Below are 15,736 nucleotides of genomic sequence, written 5' to 3' on the forward strand. Positions count from 1 at the left end.
GAGACTACGCGTCACCTCGGACAGCGGCACGCGCGGTGCACTCGGCGCACTCGCCGAACACGTCGACGACGTGGCTGGCGTTCGAGAACCCGTTCGCGGCGGCGGTGGCTCGGGCCCACTCCTCGACCGGGTCGGCCTGGATCTCCACGGTCCGTCCACAGACGCGGCAGATCAGGTGGTGGTGGTGCTTGTCGGTCGTGCACGCCCGGTACAGGGACTCGCCGTCCTGCTGCAACGAGTCGGCGTCGCCCTCCGTCGCCAGGTCGGACAGCGCCCGGTAGACGGTCGCCAGCCCGATCGTGGAGCCGCCGTCCCGCAGGTGGGCGTGCAGCGACTGCGCGCTGACGAACCCCTCGGTCTCCGAGAGTGCCCCGCGCACCGCTTCGCGCTGCCAGGTGTTGCGTCGTGGCTTCTGGACGGCGTTCATGTTGCGACTCCTCGCTGCGGTGCGGTCGGGAGGCCCGCCCCACCGTCGACGTGCTGCTCCCGCGCCGTCACGCGGTCGCGTCCACGGCGCTCCTTCCGGGCGCCGAGCACCCGGCAGACGACCCAGATGAGGAACGAGATGGTGGTGACGTACGGGCTGATCGGCAGACCGCCGCCGAGGGCCAGGAGGATCCCGCCGACGACGGAGGTCACGGCGAAGACGACGGAGAGCAGCGGCACGAGGACCGGGTTCACCGTCACGCGCAGTGCTGCGGCGGCCGGGGTGACGAGCAGCGAGAGCACCAGGAGCGCGCCGACGATCTGCACCGACACCGCGGTCGCCAGTCCGAGCGCGAGCATGAACACCAGGCCGAGGGTGCGGACGGGGACGCCGGCGGCCGCGGCGACGTCGGGGTCCACCGAGGCGAACATCAGCGGACGCCAGATGACCGCGAGGATGAGGACCACGACGACGGCGATCGCCACGAGCATGCCGAGCTGCGGGGTGTCGACGGAGACGATCTGGCCGGTGAGCAGCCCGAACTTGTTCGCGGCCCGCCCCTTGTACAGCGCCAGGCAGAGGATGCCGAGGCCCAGCCCGAACGGCATCAGCACGGCGATGATCGAGTTCCGGTCGCGGGCCCGGCTGCCGAGCAGTCCGATGAGCAGGGCGGCGACGAGGGACCCGACGACCGAGCCGCTGACCACGTTGACGCCGAGGAGCAGGGACGCGCTGGCCCCGGCGAAGGACAGCTCGCTGATGCCGTGCACCGCGAACGGCATGTTCCGGGCGACGACGAACGGACCGATGAGCCCGCCGACGACGCCGAGCACGGCGCCCGCGATGATCGAGTTGCGCACCAGGACGAGCAGCTCGCCGTAGTCCTGGAACGAGAAGACGGTCGACCAGAGGTCCATCAGATCCGTCCTTCGTCCGGGGTGGTGGTGTGCGGCGAGGGCTCGCAGTGGTGGTGCCCGTCGCCCGCCGTGTCGTGGGCGTCGCTCGCGCCGACGATGACGATGCGGCCCATGGTCCGGACGACGTCGACGGGCGTGCCGTACAGGTCGCTGAGGACGTCGGCGCGCAGGACCTCGTCGGGGGCGCCGATCCGGAAGCGGCCGCCGGCGATGTAGAGGACCCGGTCGACGACGTCGAGGATCGGGTTCACGTCGTGGGTGACGAACAGCACCGCGGCGCCCTGCTGTCGGCGCTGGCGGTCGATGAGCTCGGTGACGCCGCGCTGGTGCCGGAGGTCGAGGGAGATGAGGGGTTCGTCGCAGAGCAGCAGGGCCGGGTCGGCAGCGATGGCCTGTCCGACGCGCGTGCGCTGCTGCTCGCCACCCGAGAGTTCGGCGACGGGTGCGTCGGCGAACGCGGTGGCACCGACCTCGTCGACGATGCGGTCGATGCGCTCACGCTCGGCACGGCGTTCGGGCCGGATGCCCCAGCGGTGCCCGGTGACACCCTGCGCGATCATGTCGCGGGCGCGCAGCGGGGTGCCGGAGTCCATCAGCCGCTGCTGCGGGATGTAGCCGATCCTCCGGTGACCGCGGCGGACCGGGCGGCCGAGGAACGACATCGAGCCGCTCGTCAGGCGCTGCTGGCCGAGGACCGTCCGGAGCAGCGAGGTCTTGCCGGCGCCGTTCGGCCCGAGCACGGCGACGAACTCGCCGGGCTGGACGTCGAGGTCGAGCCCGTCCCAGAGCCGACGGCTGCCGTACGCGAGCCCGGCGTCACGGAGCGCGAGCACGGCGGGACCGCCACTGCGCTCGGCAGTGGCGGTCCGGTCCGGATCCTGGAGGGTCGTCGTCACTTCTGGAGCGCCGCCGTCACCGCGTCGATGTTCGCCTGCTGCCACGAGACGTAATCCTCCCCCTTCGGGAGCGTCTCCGTGACACCGACGACCGGGATGCCCGCCTTCTCGGCGGCCTTCTCGACCTGTTCGGTCTCGGCGCTCGAGGTCTGCTCGTTGACGGCGAGCAGCTCCACCTGGCCGTTCTCGAGGAGCTTGAGGGTGTCGTTGAGCGCGGCGGGCGGGACATCGTCGCCCTCTTCGATCGCCTCGGAGAAGTCCGGCGGCGTGACGTTGTCGAGGCCCATGGCGTCGAAGAGGTACCCGGGCACGGGCTCGGTGTAGGCGACCTTCTCGCCGTCGACGGTCTTCTCGACCGAGGCGGTCTGGGACTCGAGCTCCTGCAGCTTGCCGGTCAGCGTCTTCGCGTTGGCCCGGAACGTCGTGGCGTCCTCGCTGTCCAGCTTCGCCAGGCGCTCGGAGACCTCGGCCACGAGCTTCACCATCGTCGGGTAGCTGTAGAAGACGTGCTCGTTGAACTCGTCCGACCCGCCGGTGTCGAGCCCCGACAGCTCGACCACGTTGATCGTCGGCGCGTCGGTGTCCGAGGACTTCGCCAGCGTGGTCATGAAGTCGTCGTAACCGCCGCCGTTCTCGATGAGCAGGTCGGCCTTGGACACGGCGAGCTGCGTCTTGGCGCTCGACTCGAACGAGTGCGGGTCCTGCGACGGGTCGGCGAGGATGCTCGTGACGTCGACGTGGTCGCCGCCGATGCTCTGGACGATCGAGCCGTAGACGTTGGTCGAGGCGACCACGCGGACCGTGCCGTCGCCGGAGTCGGACGACCCGGGCGAGGTCGCGCACCCGGTCAGGGCGAGCGCGGCGGCGCCGGCGACGAGCGGCAGGGCGAGGAGTCGGGTGTGCATGTCGACGACGCTAGCGCTACATGAGAACGATTGTCAAAATCGGCGAGCGAGCGACGACGGGAGGCCCGGTGCCAGCTGGCACCGGGCCTCCCGTGATGCGTGTGTCGCGTCGCGGCTACGCCTTGGTGAGGTCGTCGACCGAGGACGAGGCGATCTCGTCCTCCGGCTCGCGACCCGGCGTCCGCAGGTTCCACTTCTTGATCACGAAACTGAAGAGGAAGTAGTACACCGCCGCGTACGCCAGACCGATCGGGATGAGCCAGATCGCACCCTGCGCCTTGCCGAAGTTGAGCACGTAGTCGATCGCACCCGCCGAGAAGGAGAACCCGTCGTGGATGCCGAGCGCGTTCACGAGCGCCAGCGACGTGCCGGTGAGCACCGCGTGGATGACGTAGAGCGGCCAGGCGACGAACATGAACGAGTACTCGAGCGGCTCGGTGATGCCGGTCACGAAGGACGTCAGCGCGGCGGAGAGCATGATGCCGCCGACGAGCTTGCGCTGCGACGGGCGGGCGTTGCGCCAGATCGCCAGGGCACCGGCGGGCAGGGCGAACATCATGATCGGGAAGAAGCCGGTCTGGAAGATGCCGGCGGTCGGGTCGCCCGCCAGGAAGCGCGGGATGTCGCCGGAGACGGCGCCGTTCGGGCCGGCGAAGCTGCCGAGCTGGAACCACGGGAAGAAGTTGAGCAGCTGGTGCAGACCGACCGGGATGAGCATGCGGTTCGCGAACCCGAAGACCCCGCCACCGACGACCGGCTGCGAGGTGACCTGCTCGCCGACCCAGGTGAGACCGATGTCGAAGTACCGGTAGACGAAGGACATCAGCACGGCGATGACGAGACCGGCGGCCGCGGTGAGGATCGGGACCAGACGGCGACCCGAGAAGAACCCGAGGAAGTCGGGCATCTTCGTGCGGTGGAACTTCTGCCACAGCCCGGCGGCGACGAGGCCCATCACGATGCCGCCGAGGACACCGAAGTTGATCGTGGCCTGGTTGCCGGCCGAGTCCTTCACGCCCGCCAGGACGATCGGTGACATGGTCTTGAAGACCTCGTACATGACCATGTAGCCGACGACCGCGGCGAGCGCCGTGGTGCCGTCCGACTTCTTGGCCCAGCCGATGGCGATGCCGACGGCGAAGAGCAGGGGCAGCCAGGTGAAGATCGCGTTGCCGGCGGAACCGATGACGCTGGCGCCGGTCTCGAATCCGGGGATCGCACCGAGCAGGTCGGGCTGCCCGATCCGGTTGAGGATGCCCGCGGCCGGCATGACCGCGATCGGGAGCAGCAGGCTCCGGCCCAGCCGTTGGGCATTCGCGAAGAAGCGGGACTGCTTCTTCGGCGTCTTCTTCTCCGGCACGTCCGTCGTGGCAGCGGTGCTCATCGGAGTTCCTCTCGTCATCGGGTGGAGCTGTTCGGGGTGAGTTGAGTCGCGTGGACGGCGCAGGTACCCTCGGCAGTGTCGCCAGGTCCGGTCCTGTCCGGTCATGACCAGTTCGTAGTGTCGATGACCGTGGACTGCATGTCAACCTGTGAGCGAACCCGTAACGAGGAGGAAACAGATGGCTGACATCAAGGCTGCCGACATCATCGCCGCACTCGGCGGAACCGACAACATCGACGAGGTCGAGGGCTGCATCACGCGCCTCCGCGTCGAGGTCGAGGACGGCGACCTCGTCGACAAGGACGCCCTCAAGGCCGCCGGGGCCCAGGCCGTCGTCGGTGGCGGCACCGGCTGGCAGGTCATCGTCGGGCCGATCGCCGACAACCTGGCGCAGGACATCCAGGACGAACTGTGACGGTCGTCCGCACGCCGTTCGCCGGCCCGGTCGTCGGTCTCTCCGACGTCCCGGACCCGGTGTTCGCCGAACAGCTCGTCGGCGCGGGCGTCGCCGTCGACCCGACCGGCGCATCCGGTGAGGTCACCGCCGTCGCCCCGGTCGACGGCGCCATCGTCAAGCTCCACCCGCACGCGTTCGCGCTGCAGGGCGCCGCGGGCACCGACGTCCTCGTGCACGTCGGCATCGACACCGTGAAGCTCAAGGGCGAGGGCTTCACGCTCCTCGCGGCCGAGGGCGACACCGTCGCCGCTGGCGACCCCGTCGTGCGGTTCACCCCCGCGGCCATCACCGCGGCGGGCTACTCGCCCGTCGTCCCCGTGGTCGTCCTCGGGTCGACGCCGGACTCGGTGCCCCAGGGCACGGTCGGCACCACCGTCGCCGAGGGTGACGCGCTCTTCGAGGTCTGACCCACCGACCACCCCGACGACCGGACGGGCCGGGAGCGCGCACCTGCTCGCTCCCGGCCCGTCCGCGTCAGACCGCCACCGGACGGGAGGCCGTGACCTCCATCTGCACCCGGTAGCGGTCCGAGCGGTACCAGCTGCGCGCGTGCTCGACCGCCCGCGGCCCCGAGTACGACACCCGGTCGAACTCGAGCAGCGGCGCCCCGGTCTTCGTGCCGAGCAGCGTCGCGACGTCGTCGGTGGCCGGGTTCGCGGCCACCGTCTGCTGCGCCCGGTCGATCGGGTGCCCGTACACGTCGGCCGCGATCGAGTACACCGATCCCGACAGGTCGTGGTCGAGCAACCCCGGGAACACGTCCGCGACGAGCCAGGCGTCGTCCACCGACACCGGTGCACCGTCGGCCATCCGCAGCCGCTTGAGGTGGTGCGCGGTCTCGCCGTCCCCGAGGTGCAGGGCGGCGACCGTCGCGGCGGGCGGGACGCGTTCCTCCCGGATGAGCACGACCGTCGTCGGCACGTGCCCCATCGCGCGCATCTCCTCGGTGAACGAGGCCAGGTGCAGGGTCGACTGCATCGGTCGGTTCGCGACGAAGGTGCCCTTGCCGCGGACACGCTCGAGGTGCCCCTCGTTCACCAGCTGACCCAGGGCCTCACGCACGGTGATGCGGGAGACGCCGTACTCGGCGATCAGCTGCCGCTCCGAGGGGATCGCAGCACCCGGCGCCAGGCGGGTCGTGATCTGGTCGAGCAGGATCCGCCGCAGCTGCTGGTGCTTCGGTTCAGCACCCTCGGTGATGCGGCTCGACAAGCGGACTCCTCGTGGTGGATCAGGTGGTCCTGTGCGGACATGACCAGTTCACCCACAGTACCGGCCGGGCGGGCGCATGCAACCGCTCCGGCACCTGCCTGGGCGGCCCGTCAGGCGTTGGCGGCGAGCCAGTCCAGTTGCGCCGGCGTCAGCGTCCGGTCGCTCCACGCCTGGCACGCGACCCCCTCGGGCGCCGCGGTCCGGGTCGGGCCCTGCCAGACCTGCGCCAGCCCCACCCGGGCCAGCACGCGCGCGGAGGCCGGGTTGTTCGTGAGCACCCGTGCGGTCACCGGGACGTCGGGCAGCAGAGCGTGTGCCGCGTCCACCGCGGCCCGGGCGACCTCGGTCGCGTAGCCGTGTCCGTGGTGCTCCGGAGCCAGGCGGTACCCGAGGTTCCAGACGCCGCCGGCCGTGAGGTCGACACCGCCGATGCCGAGGAAGACACCGGAGTCCGCCGCGCGGACCACCCACGAGCCGAGCCCGTGCCGCACCCGGCCGCCGATCTTGCGTTGCACCAGGTCCTGCGTCTCGGCGCGGGAGGTGTGGCGACCGGCCGGCAGGTGGGTCCAGGTCCGCGCGTCCGAGAACAACTCGTGGACCGCGTCGATGTCCGCGGGCGTCACGGCGGTGAGCACCAGGCGACCCGTCCGGATCTCCTGCTGCGGCACGAGCAGCTGGTGGACCATGTCCTGATCATCCCCCGCTCCGCCGACATCGGCGTGAACGGCACACCAAGTCCGCGCGACCCGGACCGGCGGACGCTCAGTCGAGCAGCAGCGCCGGCTCCTCGATGACCGAAGCCACGTCGTGCACGAAGCGCGAGGCCACGTCCCCGTCGACGACACGGTGGTCGAACGACGCGCCGATCGTGGTCACCATGCGCGAACGCACGTCGCCGTCGACGACCCACGGCTTCGGCTTGATCGTGCCCATGGCGACGATGGCGACCTGGCCGGGGTTGAGGATCGGCGTGCCGGTGTCCATGCCGAAGACACCGATGTTCGTGACGGTGATCGTGCCGTCGGCCATCTGCGCGGGGCTCGTCTTGCCGTCGCGGGCGGTGATGGTCATCTCCTCGAGGGCCTTCGCCAGCTCGAGCAGCGACATGTCCTGCGCGTCCTTGATGTTCGGCACGATCAGACCGCGCGGGGTCGCCGCCGCGATGCCCAGGTTCACGAAGTGGTGGACGATGATCTCGCGGTCGGTCCACGACGAGTTCACCGAGCGGTTCCGGCGCACCGCCCAGATCACGGCCTTCGCCATGATGAGCAGCGGGCTGACCTTCACCCCGGCGAACGTCGGCGAGTCCTTGAGCCGCTTGACGAACTCCATCGTGCGGGTCGCGTCGACGTCCACGAACAGCGACACGTGCGGGGCCGTGAACGCCGAGGTGGTCATCGCGGTCGCGATGGCCTTGCGGACGCCCTTCACCGGGATCGTCTCCTGGCGGACACCACCCCACTCGGGCGTCTCGATGTTGCGGAAGACGCTCGCCTGCTGGGCGTGGCGGATGACGTCGTCGCGCGTGACCTCGCCCGCCAGTCCGGTCGGCACGACCGTGGTCAGGTCGACGTCCAGGTCCTTCGCGAGCTTCCGGATCGGCGGCTTCGCCATCACCTGCAGCGCCGAGGCGCTCGGCATCGACGGACGCGCCGGACGTCGGCCCTGCGCGGCGACGGCGTCGGCGGTGCTCGCCTCGCCGTCGTCGGTCACGAAGGACAGGTCGGCTTCCCGACTGGAGGCGCGGCTCGCCTCGGCAGCGGCGGCCGCGGCCCGGCGGGCACCCGGCTTCCGGCGGGACGGCGCGGAGGTCGCGGACCCGTAGCCGACGAGCACGGCGCCGGAGCCCTCGTCGGAGCCGACGACACCGGCGTCCACGGCGACCTGGGCCGGAGCGGGGACAGCGGCGGCGTGAGCCGGAGCTGCCGGGGCCGGAGCTGCGTGAGCCGGAGCGGCCGGGGCGGGGACCGGGGTCTGCGCGACGGGTGCGGGCGCAGCCGCAGCGGGTGCGGGCGCCTGCGCGGCCGGAGCGCTGGCCGGGGTCGGCGCTGCCGGAGCCGGAGTCGGCGCGACGGCAGCGGTGTCGGCGGCGGGGGCCGTGCCTCCCACCGGCTCGGCAGCCACGTCGGACTCGACGCGGATGATCGGGCTGCCCACCTCGACGGTGTCACCCTCGGCGACGAGCAGGCCGGTGACGGTGCCGGCGAACGGCGACGGCAGCTCGACGAGCGACTTCGCGGTCTCGATCTCGACGAGCACCTGGTCCACGGCGATCTCGTCACCGGGGGCGACACGCCACTGGACGATCTCGGCCTCGGTCAGGCCCTCCCCCACGTCGGGCAGGGGGAATTCGGCGACGGCCACGTCGGCTCCTTCAGCAGGGTTCGTTCGTACGGGAAGTGCGGGTCAGTAGGCGAGGGCGCGGTCGACGGCCTCGAGGACGCGGTCGGCGTCGGGCAGGTGGAAGTGCTCGAGCTTCGACTGCGGGAACGGGATGTCGAACCCGGAGACGCGCAGCGGCGGGGCCTGCAGCGTGTAGAACGCCCGCTCGGAGACGGTCGCGGCGATCTCGCTGCCGACGCTGATGAAGCCCGAGTCCTCCTGCGCGATGACCAGGCGACCGGTCTTGCGCACCGAGGCGAGCAGCGGTTCCCAGTCGATCGGCGAGATCGAGCGGAGGTCGACGACCTCGCAGCTCGTGCCCTCGGCCTCGGCGATGTCGGCGGCCTGCATGAGCGTCGCCACCATCGCGCCGTGCCCGACGAGGGTGACCTCGGTACCGGTGCGCGCGACGCGGGTCGTGTGCATCGGGACGTGCCCGTCGACCAGGTCGACCTGACCCTTCGGCCAGTAGCGCGACTTCGGCTCGAAGAAGACGACCGGGTCCTTCGACGCGATGGCCTCCTGGATCATCCAGTAGGCGTCGTTCGGGGTGCTCGGACTGACCACGCGGAGACCCGGCGTGTGCGCGAAGTACGTCTCCGGGCTCTCCTGGTGGTGCTCGATCGCTCCGATGTGCCCGCCGTAGGGGATGCGGATCACGATCGGCAGCGACATGTGCGCCGGCAGCCGGTTCGCCATCTTCGCCAGCTGCGAGGTGATCTGGTTGAAGGCGGGCCACACGAACCCGTCGAACTGGATCTCGATGACCGGGCGGTACCCGCGGAGCGCCAGGCCGATCGCGGTGCCGACGATGCCGGACTCGGCGAGCGGGGTGTCCCGGACGCGGTCGGCGCCGAAGCGGTCCTGCAGGCCCTCGGTGATGCGGAAGACGCCGCCGAGACGGCCGATGTCCTCGCCCATCAGCAGGACCTTGTCGTCGGACTCCATCGCCTTCGCCAGGCCGGCGTTGAGTGCCTTGGCCATCGGGAGGGTCGGGGTCGGGTCCTCGGGCACCTCGCCCGCACCGGGGTGCGAACGCAGCGTGTAGTCGAAGAGCTGCTCGGTGGTGCTCATGCGTGGGCTCCTGCGTCCTGGCCGGCCTCGTAGTCGCGGAGCCATGCGCGCTGCTCGTCGATGCGGGGGTGCGGCTCGCGGTAGACGTTGTCGAACATCGCCTCCATCGGCGGGTCCTGCAGGGCGCTCGTCCGGGTGCGGATGTCGGCGGCGATCTGCTCGCCCTCGGCGTCGAACTCGGCGAACTGGGCATCGGTCGCGCCCTTGCTCCGCAGGTACGTCTCGGAGCGGGTGATCGGGTCACGGGCGACCCAGCCGGCGAGCTCGTCGTCGCCGCGGTACCGGGTCGGGTCGTCCGAACTGGTGTGCGCGCCGATGCGGTAGGTCTCGGCCTCGACGAACGCCGGACCCTGACCGCTGCGGGCGTGGTCGGTGGCGACGAGGCTCGCCGCGTACGAGGCCAGGACGTCGTTGCCGTCGACCTTGATGCTCGGGATGCCGAAGCCGCGCGGGCGGTCGACGAGCGGGGTCGGGGACTGCACCGACACCGGCACCGAGATCGCCCAGTGGTTGTTCTGCAGGAAGAAGACGACCGGGGCCTGGTGCGACGCGGCGAAGACGTACGCCTCGTTCACGTCGCCCTGGCTGGTGGCGCCGTCGCCGAAGTAGACGATCGAGCACGCGTCGATGTCCGGGTCGCCGGTGCCGACGACGCCGTCGAGTGCCTGGCCCATCGCGTAGCCGGTGGCGTGCAGGGTCTGCGCACCGATGACGAGCGTGTAGATGTGCGTGTTTCCGCGAGCGTCCGGGTCCCAGTTGCCGTGCGCCTGACCGCGGAAGAGCGAGATGATCTCCATCGGCTCGACCCCGCGCTGCATCACGACGGCGTGCTCGCGGTACGAGGGGAAGAGGTGGTCCTGGGGACGGAGCGCGAACGCGGAACCGACCTGCGCCGCCTCCTGCCCGTGGCTCGGCGCCCAGAGCCCGAGCTGACCGGTGCGCTGCAGGTTGCCGGCAGCGTGGTCGAAGCGTCGGGTGAGCACCATCTGACGGTGCATGGCGAGCAGGGTCTCATCGGGGAGGGCTCGTGCGACGGCGGCGAGTTCGGCGTTCTCGTCGGTCTCCACGAACCGGCCCTCGGGATCGAGGAGCTGGACGGGGGTCGTCGCAGGAGCCGCGGCGCGGAACAACATGTTCGTCAGCGTACCGGCCGCTCAGGAGCCGTCGTTGTGAGACGTTCCACAACGGCACCCGCGGTTTCGAGGAGCTTTGCGACAGCCTCGTGCTCGCCGATCGAGATCCGGATCCCCTCCGGTGCGAAGGCGCGGACGATGAGCCCGGCGTGCTCGAAGGCCTCGGCGGCGAACGCGGTGTGCTCACCCGTCGGCAGCCAGACGAAGTTGCCCTGCGCCTCCGGCACGTCCCACCCCTGGGCGAGCAGTCCCGCGCGGATCCGGTCCCGCCGGTCGGCCAGTTCGGCGACCCGTTCCAGCAGCTCGCCCTCGCGCTCGAGACTGGCGAGTGCTGCCGCCTGTCCCTGGGCCGTGACGGACAGCGGGATGGCGCAGGCACGGACGGCGTCCAGGACGTATGCCGGTCCGAGCGCGTACCCGACGCGGAGGCCCGCCAGACCGTAGGCCTTCGAGAACGTCCGGAGCACCACGAGGTTCGGGTACCGCTCCAGCAGCGCCGGGCCCCGGACCGCGTCGACGTCGGTGACGAACTCGGCGTAGGCCTCGTCGAGCACCACGAGCACCGTGGCCGGCACTCGGTCCATGAAGGCGGCGAACTCGGCTCCGGTGACGATCGGGCCGGTCGGGTTGTTCGGGGTGCAGACCAGGACCATCCGGGTCCGCTCGGTGACCGCGGCGGCCATCGCGTCGAGGTCGTGTCCACCGTCGGGACGGTTGGGGACCTGCACGCTCGTGGCACCGGCGACCGTGACCACGCCCGGGTACGCCTCGAAGGAACGCCAGGCGTAGACGACCTCGTCGCCCGGGCCGGAGGTCGCCTTGGCCAGCTCGTGCAGGATCGCGACGCTGCCGGGTGCGACGTGCACCTCGTCGACGGTCGTGCCGAACCGGTTCGCGAGCACCGCACGGACGGCCAGCGCGGTCGCGTCCGGGTAGCGGTTGAACGCCGTCTGTGCGTGCACCGCCTCGACGACACCGGGGAGCGGCGGGAAGGGGTTCTCGTTGCTCGAGAGCTTCAGGGCGTCCGGAGCGGCCTGGCGTCCCTGCTTGTAGGGCGGCAGGACCGCGATCTCGGGTCGGATGTGCACGGTCTGCGCGGGCTGGTCGGTCACCGGGTCAGCGTACCGGCGTGACGTTCCGGGGACGGGCGGGCATCATGGGCCCATGCGGTTCCTCGTCCGACTCGTCGTCAACGCCGTCGCCCTCTGGCTCACCACGCTCCTGGTGAGCGGGGTCGCCGTCGACTCCTTCGGGGACGGTGGTCCCGTCGAGACCGTCCTGACCTACCTGCTGGTCGCGCTGGTGTTCGGCATCGTGAACGCCGTGATCGGCACGCTGATCCGGATCGTGGCGTTCCCCCTCTACATCCTGACGCTCGGGCTGATCTCGTTCGTCGTCAACGCGGTCCTGCTGCTCATCGTCGCCGGGGTCTCGTCCGGGCTGGGCTTCGGCCTGTCGGTGGACTCGTTCGGCTGGGGCATCGTCGGCGCCGTCGTGCTGGCCGTCTTCGCCTGGCTCGTCGGCCTGGTCGCCCGTCCGGTGCTCGGTGGCCGCGGTCGCGCCTGACCGCACGTCCGTCCGACCGGCTGGGCGCCCGGCCGCCGGGCAGCACCGTGGCGCCTGACGGACCGGCATCGCGCCGGGCCCGCCGCTGGGCCATGATGTGCACATGACCATGGACGCCGGCGCCCCGTCGCCCTTCCGTGTCTCCTTCGTCTGCAGCGGCAACATCTGCCGGTCCCCGATGGCCGAGATCGTCTTCGCGCAGGTCGCCGCCGATGCCGGCATGGCGGACCGGTTCGTGGTGCAGTCCGCGGGCACTGGGGACTGGCACGTCGGCGAGCCGGCCGACGAGCGCACGATCGCAGCGCTCGCGGCACGCGGATACGATGGCAGCAGGCATCGCGCCCGTCAGTTCGACCCGGACCGGTTCCCGGACCTCGACCTGGTGGTCGCACTCGACCGCTCCCACGAACGCATCCTGCGCTCGTGGGCCCCGACCATGGACGACGCCGCGAAGGTGACGCTCCTGTTGCGGTACGACGACGCCTGGCCTCAGCAGGCCGACGTGCCGGACCCGTACTACGCGGACCGACACGAGTTCGACCGGGTGCTCAGCACGGTCGAACGGGCCTGCCGGGCGCTCTTCCACCAGCTCGAGCCGGCAGTCCGCCAGGGAGCCCCATGACCCCCCTTCCCCCGCAGCCGATCAGCCCGCTCGACGGGCGGTACTACCCGATCGTGCACACCGTGGGCGAGCACCTGTCCGAGGCCGGGCTCAACCGCGCCCGGATCCGGGTCGAGGTCGAGTGGCTCGTGTTCCTCACCGACCACGCGATGTTCACGACCTCGCCGCTGTCCGTCGACGACAAGGCCGCGCTGCGTGCCCTCGTCGACGACTTCGGCCAGGACCAGATCGCAGAGCTCGCCGAGATCGAGGCGACCACACGCCACGACGTCAAGGCGGTCGAGTACTTCGTCCGCCGTCGTCTCAGCGACCTGGGTCTCGACGCCGTCGCCGAGCTGACGCACTTCGCCGCCACCAGCGAGGACGTCAACAACCTCTCCTACGCGCTGACCGTCCGCGACGCCGTCGAGCACGTCTGGTTGCCGTCCGCACGCGCGGTCGTGGAGCGCCTGCGGGAGATGGCCACGAGCCTCCGGGCCGTCCCGATGCTCTCGCACACGCACGGTCAGCCCGCGACGCCGACCACCCTCGGCAAGGAGATCGCGGTCGTCGTCTACCGCGTCGAGCGGATCCTGTCGCAGGTCGAGCGCGGCGAGTACCTCGGCAAGTTCTCCGGCGCGACCGGCACGTTCTCGGCACACCTCGCCGCCGACCCGGAAGCCGACTGGCCAGCGCTGTCGAAGGAGTTCGTGGAGGGCCTCGGCCTGACGTGGAACCCGCTGACGACGCAGATCGAGTCGCACGACTGGCAGGCCGAGCTGTACGACCGGGTGCGGCACGCGAACCGCGTCCTGCACAACCTGGCGACCGACGTGTGGACCTACATCTCGATGGGGTACTTCACGCAGATCCCGGTCGCGGGTGCGACGGGGTCGTCGACGATGCCGCACAAGATCAACCCGATCCGGTTCGAGAACGCCGAGGCGAACCTCGAGATCTCGTCGGCGCTGTTCTCCACGCTGTCCGAGACGCTCGTCACGAGCCGTCTGCAGCGCGACCTGACGGACTCCACGACGCAGCGCAACATCGGCGTCGCGTTCGGGCACTCGCTGCTCGCGCTCGACAACCTGCGCCGCGGCCTGGGCGAGATCGCGGTCAACGAGACCCGCCTGGCCGAGGACCTCGACCACAACTGGGAGGTCCTGGCCGAGGCGATCCAGACCGTCATCCGCGCCGAGGTCACCGCCGGGCAGTCCGACATCGAGGACCCGTACGCGATGCTCAAGGAGCTCACCCGGGGCAAGCGGATCGGGCGGCAGGAGCTCGTGGCGTTCGTGAACGGGCTGGACGTTTCCGACGCCGCCAAGGCCCGGCTGACGAACCTCACCCCGGCGACCTACACGGGGCTGGCGGACGAACTCGTCGACCACCTCGAGGTCTGAGCCCGGCGGACGTCCGGCCCTTTGCGGATACACAGGGGACTGCTACGTTCAGTGCACTGAGCAACGCTCAGGCCGGGGGGCGTCGTGGTCGACTGCATCCCGCTCACCATGACCGGATGGACCCCATCACCGTGTTTCGTTCCCGCACCGCCGCGGCCGCCCTCGGCGTCTGTGTGCTCGGCGTCACCGCCGCGCTCGTCCCCACCGTCTCGAACGCCGCGGACGACTCCACCGTCGCCGCGACCCCGACCGTGACGTGGGCGGACGGCGCCGACGACTTCACCGCGCTCGACATCGAGTCCGAGTCGCCCGCGATCCCGGCCGGCTGGTCCTGGTTCGGCCTCGACGAGAGCAGCGACGGGCCCGCCGACTCGATCGACGACGTCGCCACCTTCGGGGCCGACGGCGTCACCGCGAAGGACGACGCCGCCGTCTACCTGCTGCACGGGTTCTCGGAGACCGTGACGCCCGCCGCGCTGCCGGCGGTCGTCGCGGACGCGCGCGCCGAAGCGGGGACGAACTCGCTCGTCGCACTGCTCGTCGCCGACGCGGACGACCCGACCACGGTCGTCACCACCGCGTTCGCGGTGACCGACCTGGACGGGGCGGGCACCGAGTGGGCGTACGAGGACGACGGCGACGAGTCGACCGCCGACCTCGCGGCCGACCTCGCCGACGACGACCGCGTGGTCTTCGGCTACATGGTCGGCCTCGTCGGCCAGGGGCTGACGGCCGTCGAGCCCGACCCGGCTCCCGAGGCGCCGGCCCCGGAGCCCACGACCGACCCGACCGCTGCACCGACGGCCGCGCCGACCGCTGCGCCGACGGTCGCCCCGACCACCGCGCCGACGCCGGCCCCGACCGTGGCTCCCTCCACCGCACCGACGTCGCCGCTGAGCTCCGGACTGCAGCGCTTCCTGCCGCCGCAGTCCGTCGACGGTGCACGCGCCTTCCGCGCCACGGTGGACGCAGCGGACGCGGGCATCGCGAGCCTGCGTCTCGGTGACACCACGACGTACTTCACGCCGGAGCCGACCGCCGCCGTGTCCGTCGCTGCGCCGACGCTCACGCTCGCCCAGGCCACGACGACCGGGTTCGCGGTCACCGGCTCCGGCTTCGCCCCCGGCGAGACGATCACGGTCGGTCTCGTGCAGGGCGAGTCCGGCGACGAACTGCCGGGCACCCTCCTGGCGGACGCCGACGGTGACGTCACCGGCACGGTCGTGCTGCCCGCCGCCGCCACCGTCGGCGACTGGTCACTCGTCCTGCTCGGCGCCTCCTCGGGCCAGCGTGCGGCCGCGACGATCACCGTGACGGCCGGCCCCGCGACGGCCCCGGCCGCGACCCCGGTCACGGGTCGGGCGACCTTCACCGGCTGA

The 15,736-nt window shown here is 71.2% G+C and carries 17 protein-coding genes; 6 read left to right on the forward strand and 11 right to left on the reverse strand.

The window, feature by feature from the left end:
* Window positions 1-4 precede the first annotated feature (4 nt).
* The 5 genes from E9228_RS08275 to E9228_RS08295 form a co-directional block, all read right to left on the reverse strand.
* Window positions 5-427: a Fur family transcriptional regulator gene (locus tag E9228_RS08275; RefSeq protein WP_166780063.1), complete on the reverse strand. Its 423-nt coding sequence runs from the start codon at window positions 425-427 to the stop codon at window positions 5-7.
* The gene (locus E9228_RS08280; protein ID WP_166780064.1) at window positions 424-1,344 is read right to left on the reverse strand and encodes a metal ABC transporter permease; all 921 of its coding nucleotides are present in this window, start codon (window positions 1,342-1,344) and stop codon (window positions 424-426) included. The genes E9228_RS08275 and E9228_RS08280 overlap by 4 nt, the downstream gene beginning before the upstream one ends.
* Complete coding sequence (locus tag E9228_RS08285) at window positions 1,344-2,177, reverse strand: metal ABC transporter ATP-binding protein (protein ID WP_341849846.1); 834 nt, start codon at window positions 2,175-2,177, stop codon at window positions 1,344-1,346. The genes E9228_RS08280 and E9228_RS08285 overlap by 1 nt, the downstream gene beginning before the upstream one ends.
* A 59-nt stretch (window positions 2,178-2,236) precedes the next feature.
* The gene (locus tag E9228_RS08290; protein WP_166780065.1) at window positions 2,237-3,145 is read right to left on the reverse strand and encodes a metal ABC transporter solute-binding protein, Zn/Mn family; all 909 of its coding nucleotides are present in this window, start codon (window positions 3,143-3,145) and stop codon (window positions 2,237-2,239) included.
* 115 nt (window positions 3,146-3,260) lie between these two features.
* Window positions 3,261-4,529, reverse strand: coding sequence for a PTS transporter subunit EIIC (locus tag E9228_RS08295; protein WP_166780066.1), 1,269 nt, complete (start codon window positions 4,527-4,529; stop codon window positions 3,261-3,263).
* Between the two features lie 178 nt (window positions 4,530-4,707).
* On the opposite strand from E9228_RS08295, the gene E9228_RS08300 reads away from it, so the two are divergent.
* Window positions 4,708-4,944, forward strand: coding sequence for a PTS sugar transporter subunit IIB (locus E9228_RS08300; protein WP_110823137.1), 237 nt, complete (start codon window positions 4,708-4,710; stop codon window positions 4,942-4,944).
* The gene (locus tag E9228_RS08305; protein WP_166780067.1) at window positions 4,941-5,393 is read left to right on the forward strand and encodes a glucose PTS transporter subunit IIA; all 453 of its coding nucleotides are present in this window, start codon (window positions 4,941-4,943) and stop codon (window positions 5,391-5,393) included. The genes E9228_RS08300 and E9228_RS08305 overlap by 4 nt, the downstream gene beginning before the upstream one ends.
* 67 nt (window positions 5,394-5,460) lie before the next feature.
* Here the strand turns inward: E9228_RS08305 and E9228_RS08310 are convergent, their stop codons facing one another.
* The 6 genes from E9228_RS08310 to E9228_RS08335 all read right to left on the reverse strand — a co-directional run bounded on the left by E9228_RS08310 (window position 5,461) and on the right by E9228_RS08335 (window position 11,899).
* The gene (locus tag E9228_RS08310) at window positions 5,461-6,198 is read right to left on the reverse strand and encodes a GntR family transcriptional regulator (protein ID WP_166780068.1); all 738 of its coding nucleotides are present in this window, start codon (window positions 6,196-6,198) and stop codon (window positions 5,461-5,463) included.
* A 110-nt stretch (window positions 6,199-6,308) separates the two neighbouring features.
* Entirely contained in the window at window positions 6,309-6,884 is a 576-nt protein-coding gene (locus E9228_RS08315; protein WP_166780069.1) for a GNAT family N-acetyltransferase, read from the reverse strand.
* A gap of 76 nt (window positions 6,885-6,960) precedes the next feature.
* Complete coding sequence (locus E9228_RS08320; protein ID WP_166780070.1) at window positions 6,961-8,562, reverse strand: 2-oxo acid dehydrogenase subunit E2; 1,602 nt, start codon at window positions 8,560-8,562, stop codon at window positions 6,961-6,963.
* A gap of 42 nt (window positions 8,563-8,604) precedes the next feature.
* Window positions 8,605-9,564, reverse strand: a complete 960-nt coding sequence (locus E9228_RS08325; protein WP_166780178.1) for an alpha-ketoacid dehydrogenase subunit beta — start codon at window positions 9,562-9,564, stop codon at window positions 8,605-8,607.
* Window positions 9,565-9,650: 86 nt separating this feature from the next.
* Window positions 9,651-10,787, reverse strand: a complete 1,137-nt coding sequence (locus E9228_RS08330) for a thiamine pyrophosphate-dependent dehydrogenase E1 component subunit alpha (RefSeq protein ID WP_166780071.1) — start codon at window positions 10,785-10,787, stop codon at window positions 9,651-9,653.
* A gap of 5 nt (window positions 10,788-10,792) precedes the next feature.
* On the reverse strand, window positions 10,793-11,899 hold the full coding sequence (locus tag E9228_RS08335) for a histidinol-phosphate transaminase (protein WP_166780072.1): 1,107 nt from the start codon (window positions 11,897-11,899) through the stop codon (window positions 10,793-10,795).
* A gap of 52 nt (window positions 11,900-11,951) precedes the next feature.
* Here E9228_RS08335 and E9228_RS08340 point away from each other — a divergent pair, with 52 nt between their 5' ends.
* The 4 genes from E9228_RS08340 to E9228_RS16755 all read left to right on the forward strand — a co-directional run bounded on the left by E9228_RS08340 (window position 11,952) and on the right by E9228_RS16755 (window position 15,736).
* Complete coding sequence (locus E9228_RS08340) at window positions 11,952-12,353, forward strand: phage holin family protein (protein WP_166780073.1); 402 nt, start codon at window positions 11,952-11,954, stop codon at window positions 12,351-12,353.
* Between the two features lie 109 nt (window positions 12,354-12,462).
* Window positions 12,463-12,975 (forward strand): low molecular weight protein-tyrosine-phosphatase, encoded by a 513-nt coding sequence (locus tag E9228_RS08345; RefSeq protein ID WP_166780179.1) that lies wholly within the window; start codon window positions 12,463-12,465, stop codon window positions 12,973-12,975.
* Window positions 12,972-14,357 carry an adenylosuccinate lyase gene (gene purB / locus E9228_RS08350; protein ID WP_166780074.1) on the forward strand — a complete coding sequence of 462 codons (1,386 nt, stop codon included), beginning with the start codon at window positions 12,972-12,974 and terminating at the stop codon, window positions 14,355-14,357. The genes E9228_RS08345 and purB overlap by 4 nt, the downstream gene beginning before the upstream one ends.
* Window positions 14,358-14,473: 116 nt before the next feature.
* Window positions 14,474-15,736 carry a hypothetical protein gene (locus tag E9228_RS16755; protein WP_208385628.1) on the forward strand — a complete coding sequence of 421 codons (1,263 nt, stop codon included), beginning with the start codon at window positions 14,474-14,476 and terminating at the stop codon, window positions 15,734-15,736.

This window comes from Curtobacterium salicis, assembly GCF_011759505.1.
In the GTDB taxonomy this organism is placed as follows: domain Bacteria; phylum Actinomycetota; class Actinomycetes; order Actinomycetales; family Microbacteriaceae; genus Curtobacterium; species Curtobacterium salicis.

What these genes read in the sequence shown, in the direction of transcription:
- E9228_RS08275 (WP_166780063.1), bottom strand. Translation starts at nt 427, where the DNA reads ATGAACGCCGTCCAGAAGCCACGACGCAACACCTGGCAGCGCGAAGCG.
- E9228_RS08280 (WP_166780064.1), bottom strand. Translation starts at nt 1,344, where the DNA reads ATGGACCTCTGGTCGACCGTCTTCTCGTTCCAGGACTACGGCGAGCTG.
- E9228_RS08290 (WP_166780065.1), bottom strand. Translation starts at nt 3,145, where the DNA reads ATGCACACCCGACTCCTCGCCCTGCCGCTCGTCGCCGGCGCCGCCGCG.
- E9228_RS08295 (WP_166780066.1), bottom strand. Translation starts at nt 4,529, where the DNA reads ATGAGCACCGCTGCCACGACGGACGTGCCGGAGAAGAAGACGCCGAAG.
- E9228_RS08300 (WP_110823137.1), top strand. Translation starts at nt 4,708, where the DNA reads ATGGCTGACATCAAGGCTGCCGACATCATCGCCGCACTCGGCGGAACC.
- E9228_RS08315 (WP_166780069.1), bottom strand. Translation starts at nt 6,884, where the DNA reads ATGGTCCACCAGCTGCTCGTGCCGCAGCAGGAGATCCGGACGGGTCGC.
- E9228_RS08325 (WP_166780178.1), bottom strand. Translation starts at nt 9,564, where the DNA reads ATGGCCAAGGCACTCAACGCCGGCCTGGCGAAGGCGATGGAGTCCGAC.
- E9228_RS08330 (WP_166780071.1), bottom strand. Translation starts at nt 10,787, where the DNA reads ATGTTGTTCCGCGCCGCGGCTCCTGCGACGACCCCCGTCCAGCTCCTC.
- E9228_RS08340 (WP_166780073.1), top strand. Translation starts at nt 11,952, where the DNA reads ATGCGGTTCCTCGTCCGACTCGTCGTCAACGCCGTCGCCCTCTGGCTC.
- E9228_RS08345 (WP_166780179.1), top strand. Translation starts at nt 12,463, where the DNA reads ATGGACGCCGGCGCCCCGTCGCCCTTCCGTGTCTCCTTCGTCTGCAGC.
- purB (WP_166780074.1), top strand. Translation starts at nt 12,972, where the DNA reads ATGACCCCCCTTCCCCCGCAGCCGATCAGCCCGCTCGACGGGCGGTAC.
- E9228_RS16755 (WP_208385628.1), top strand. Translation starts at nt 14,474, where the DNA reads ATGGACCCCATCACCGTGTTTCGTTCCCGCACCGCCGCGGCCGCCCTC.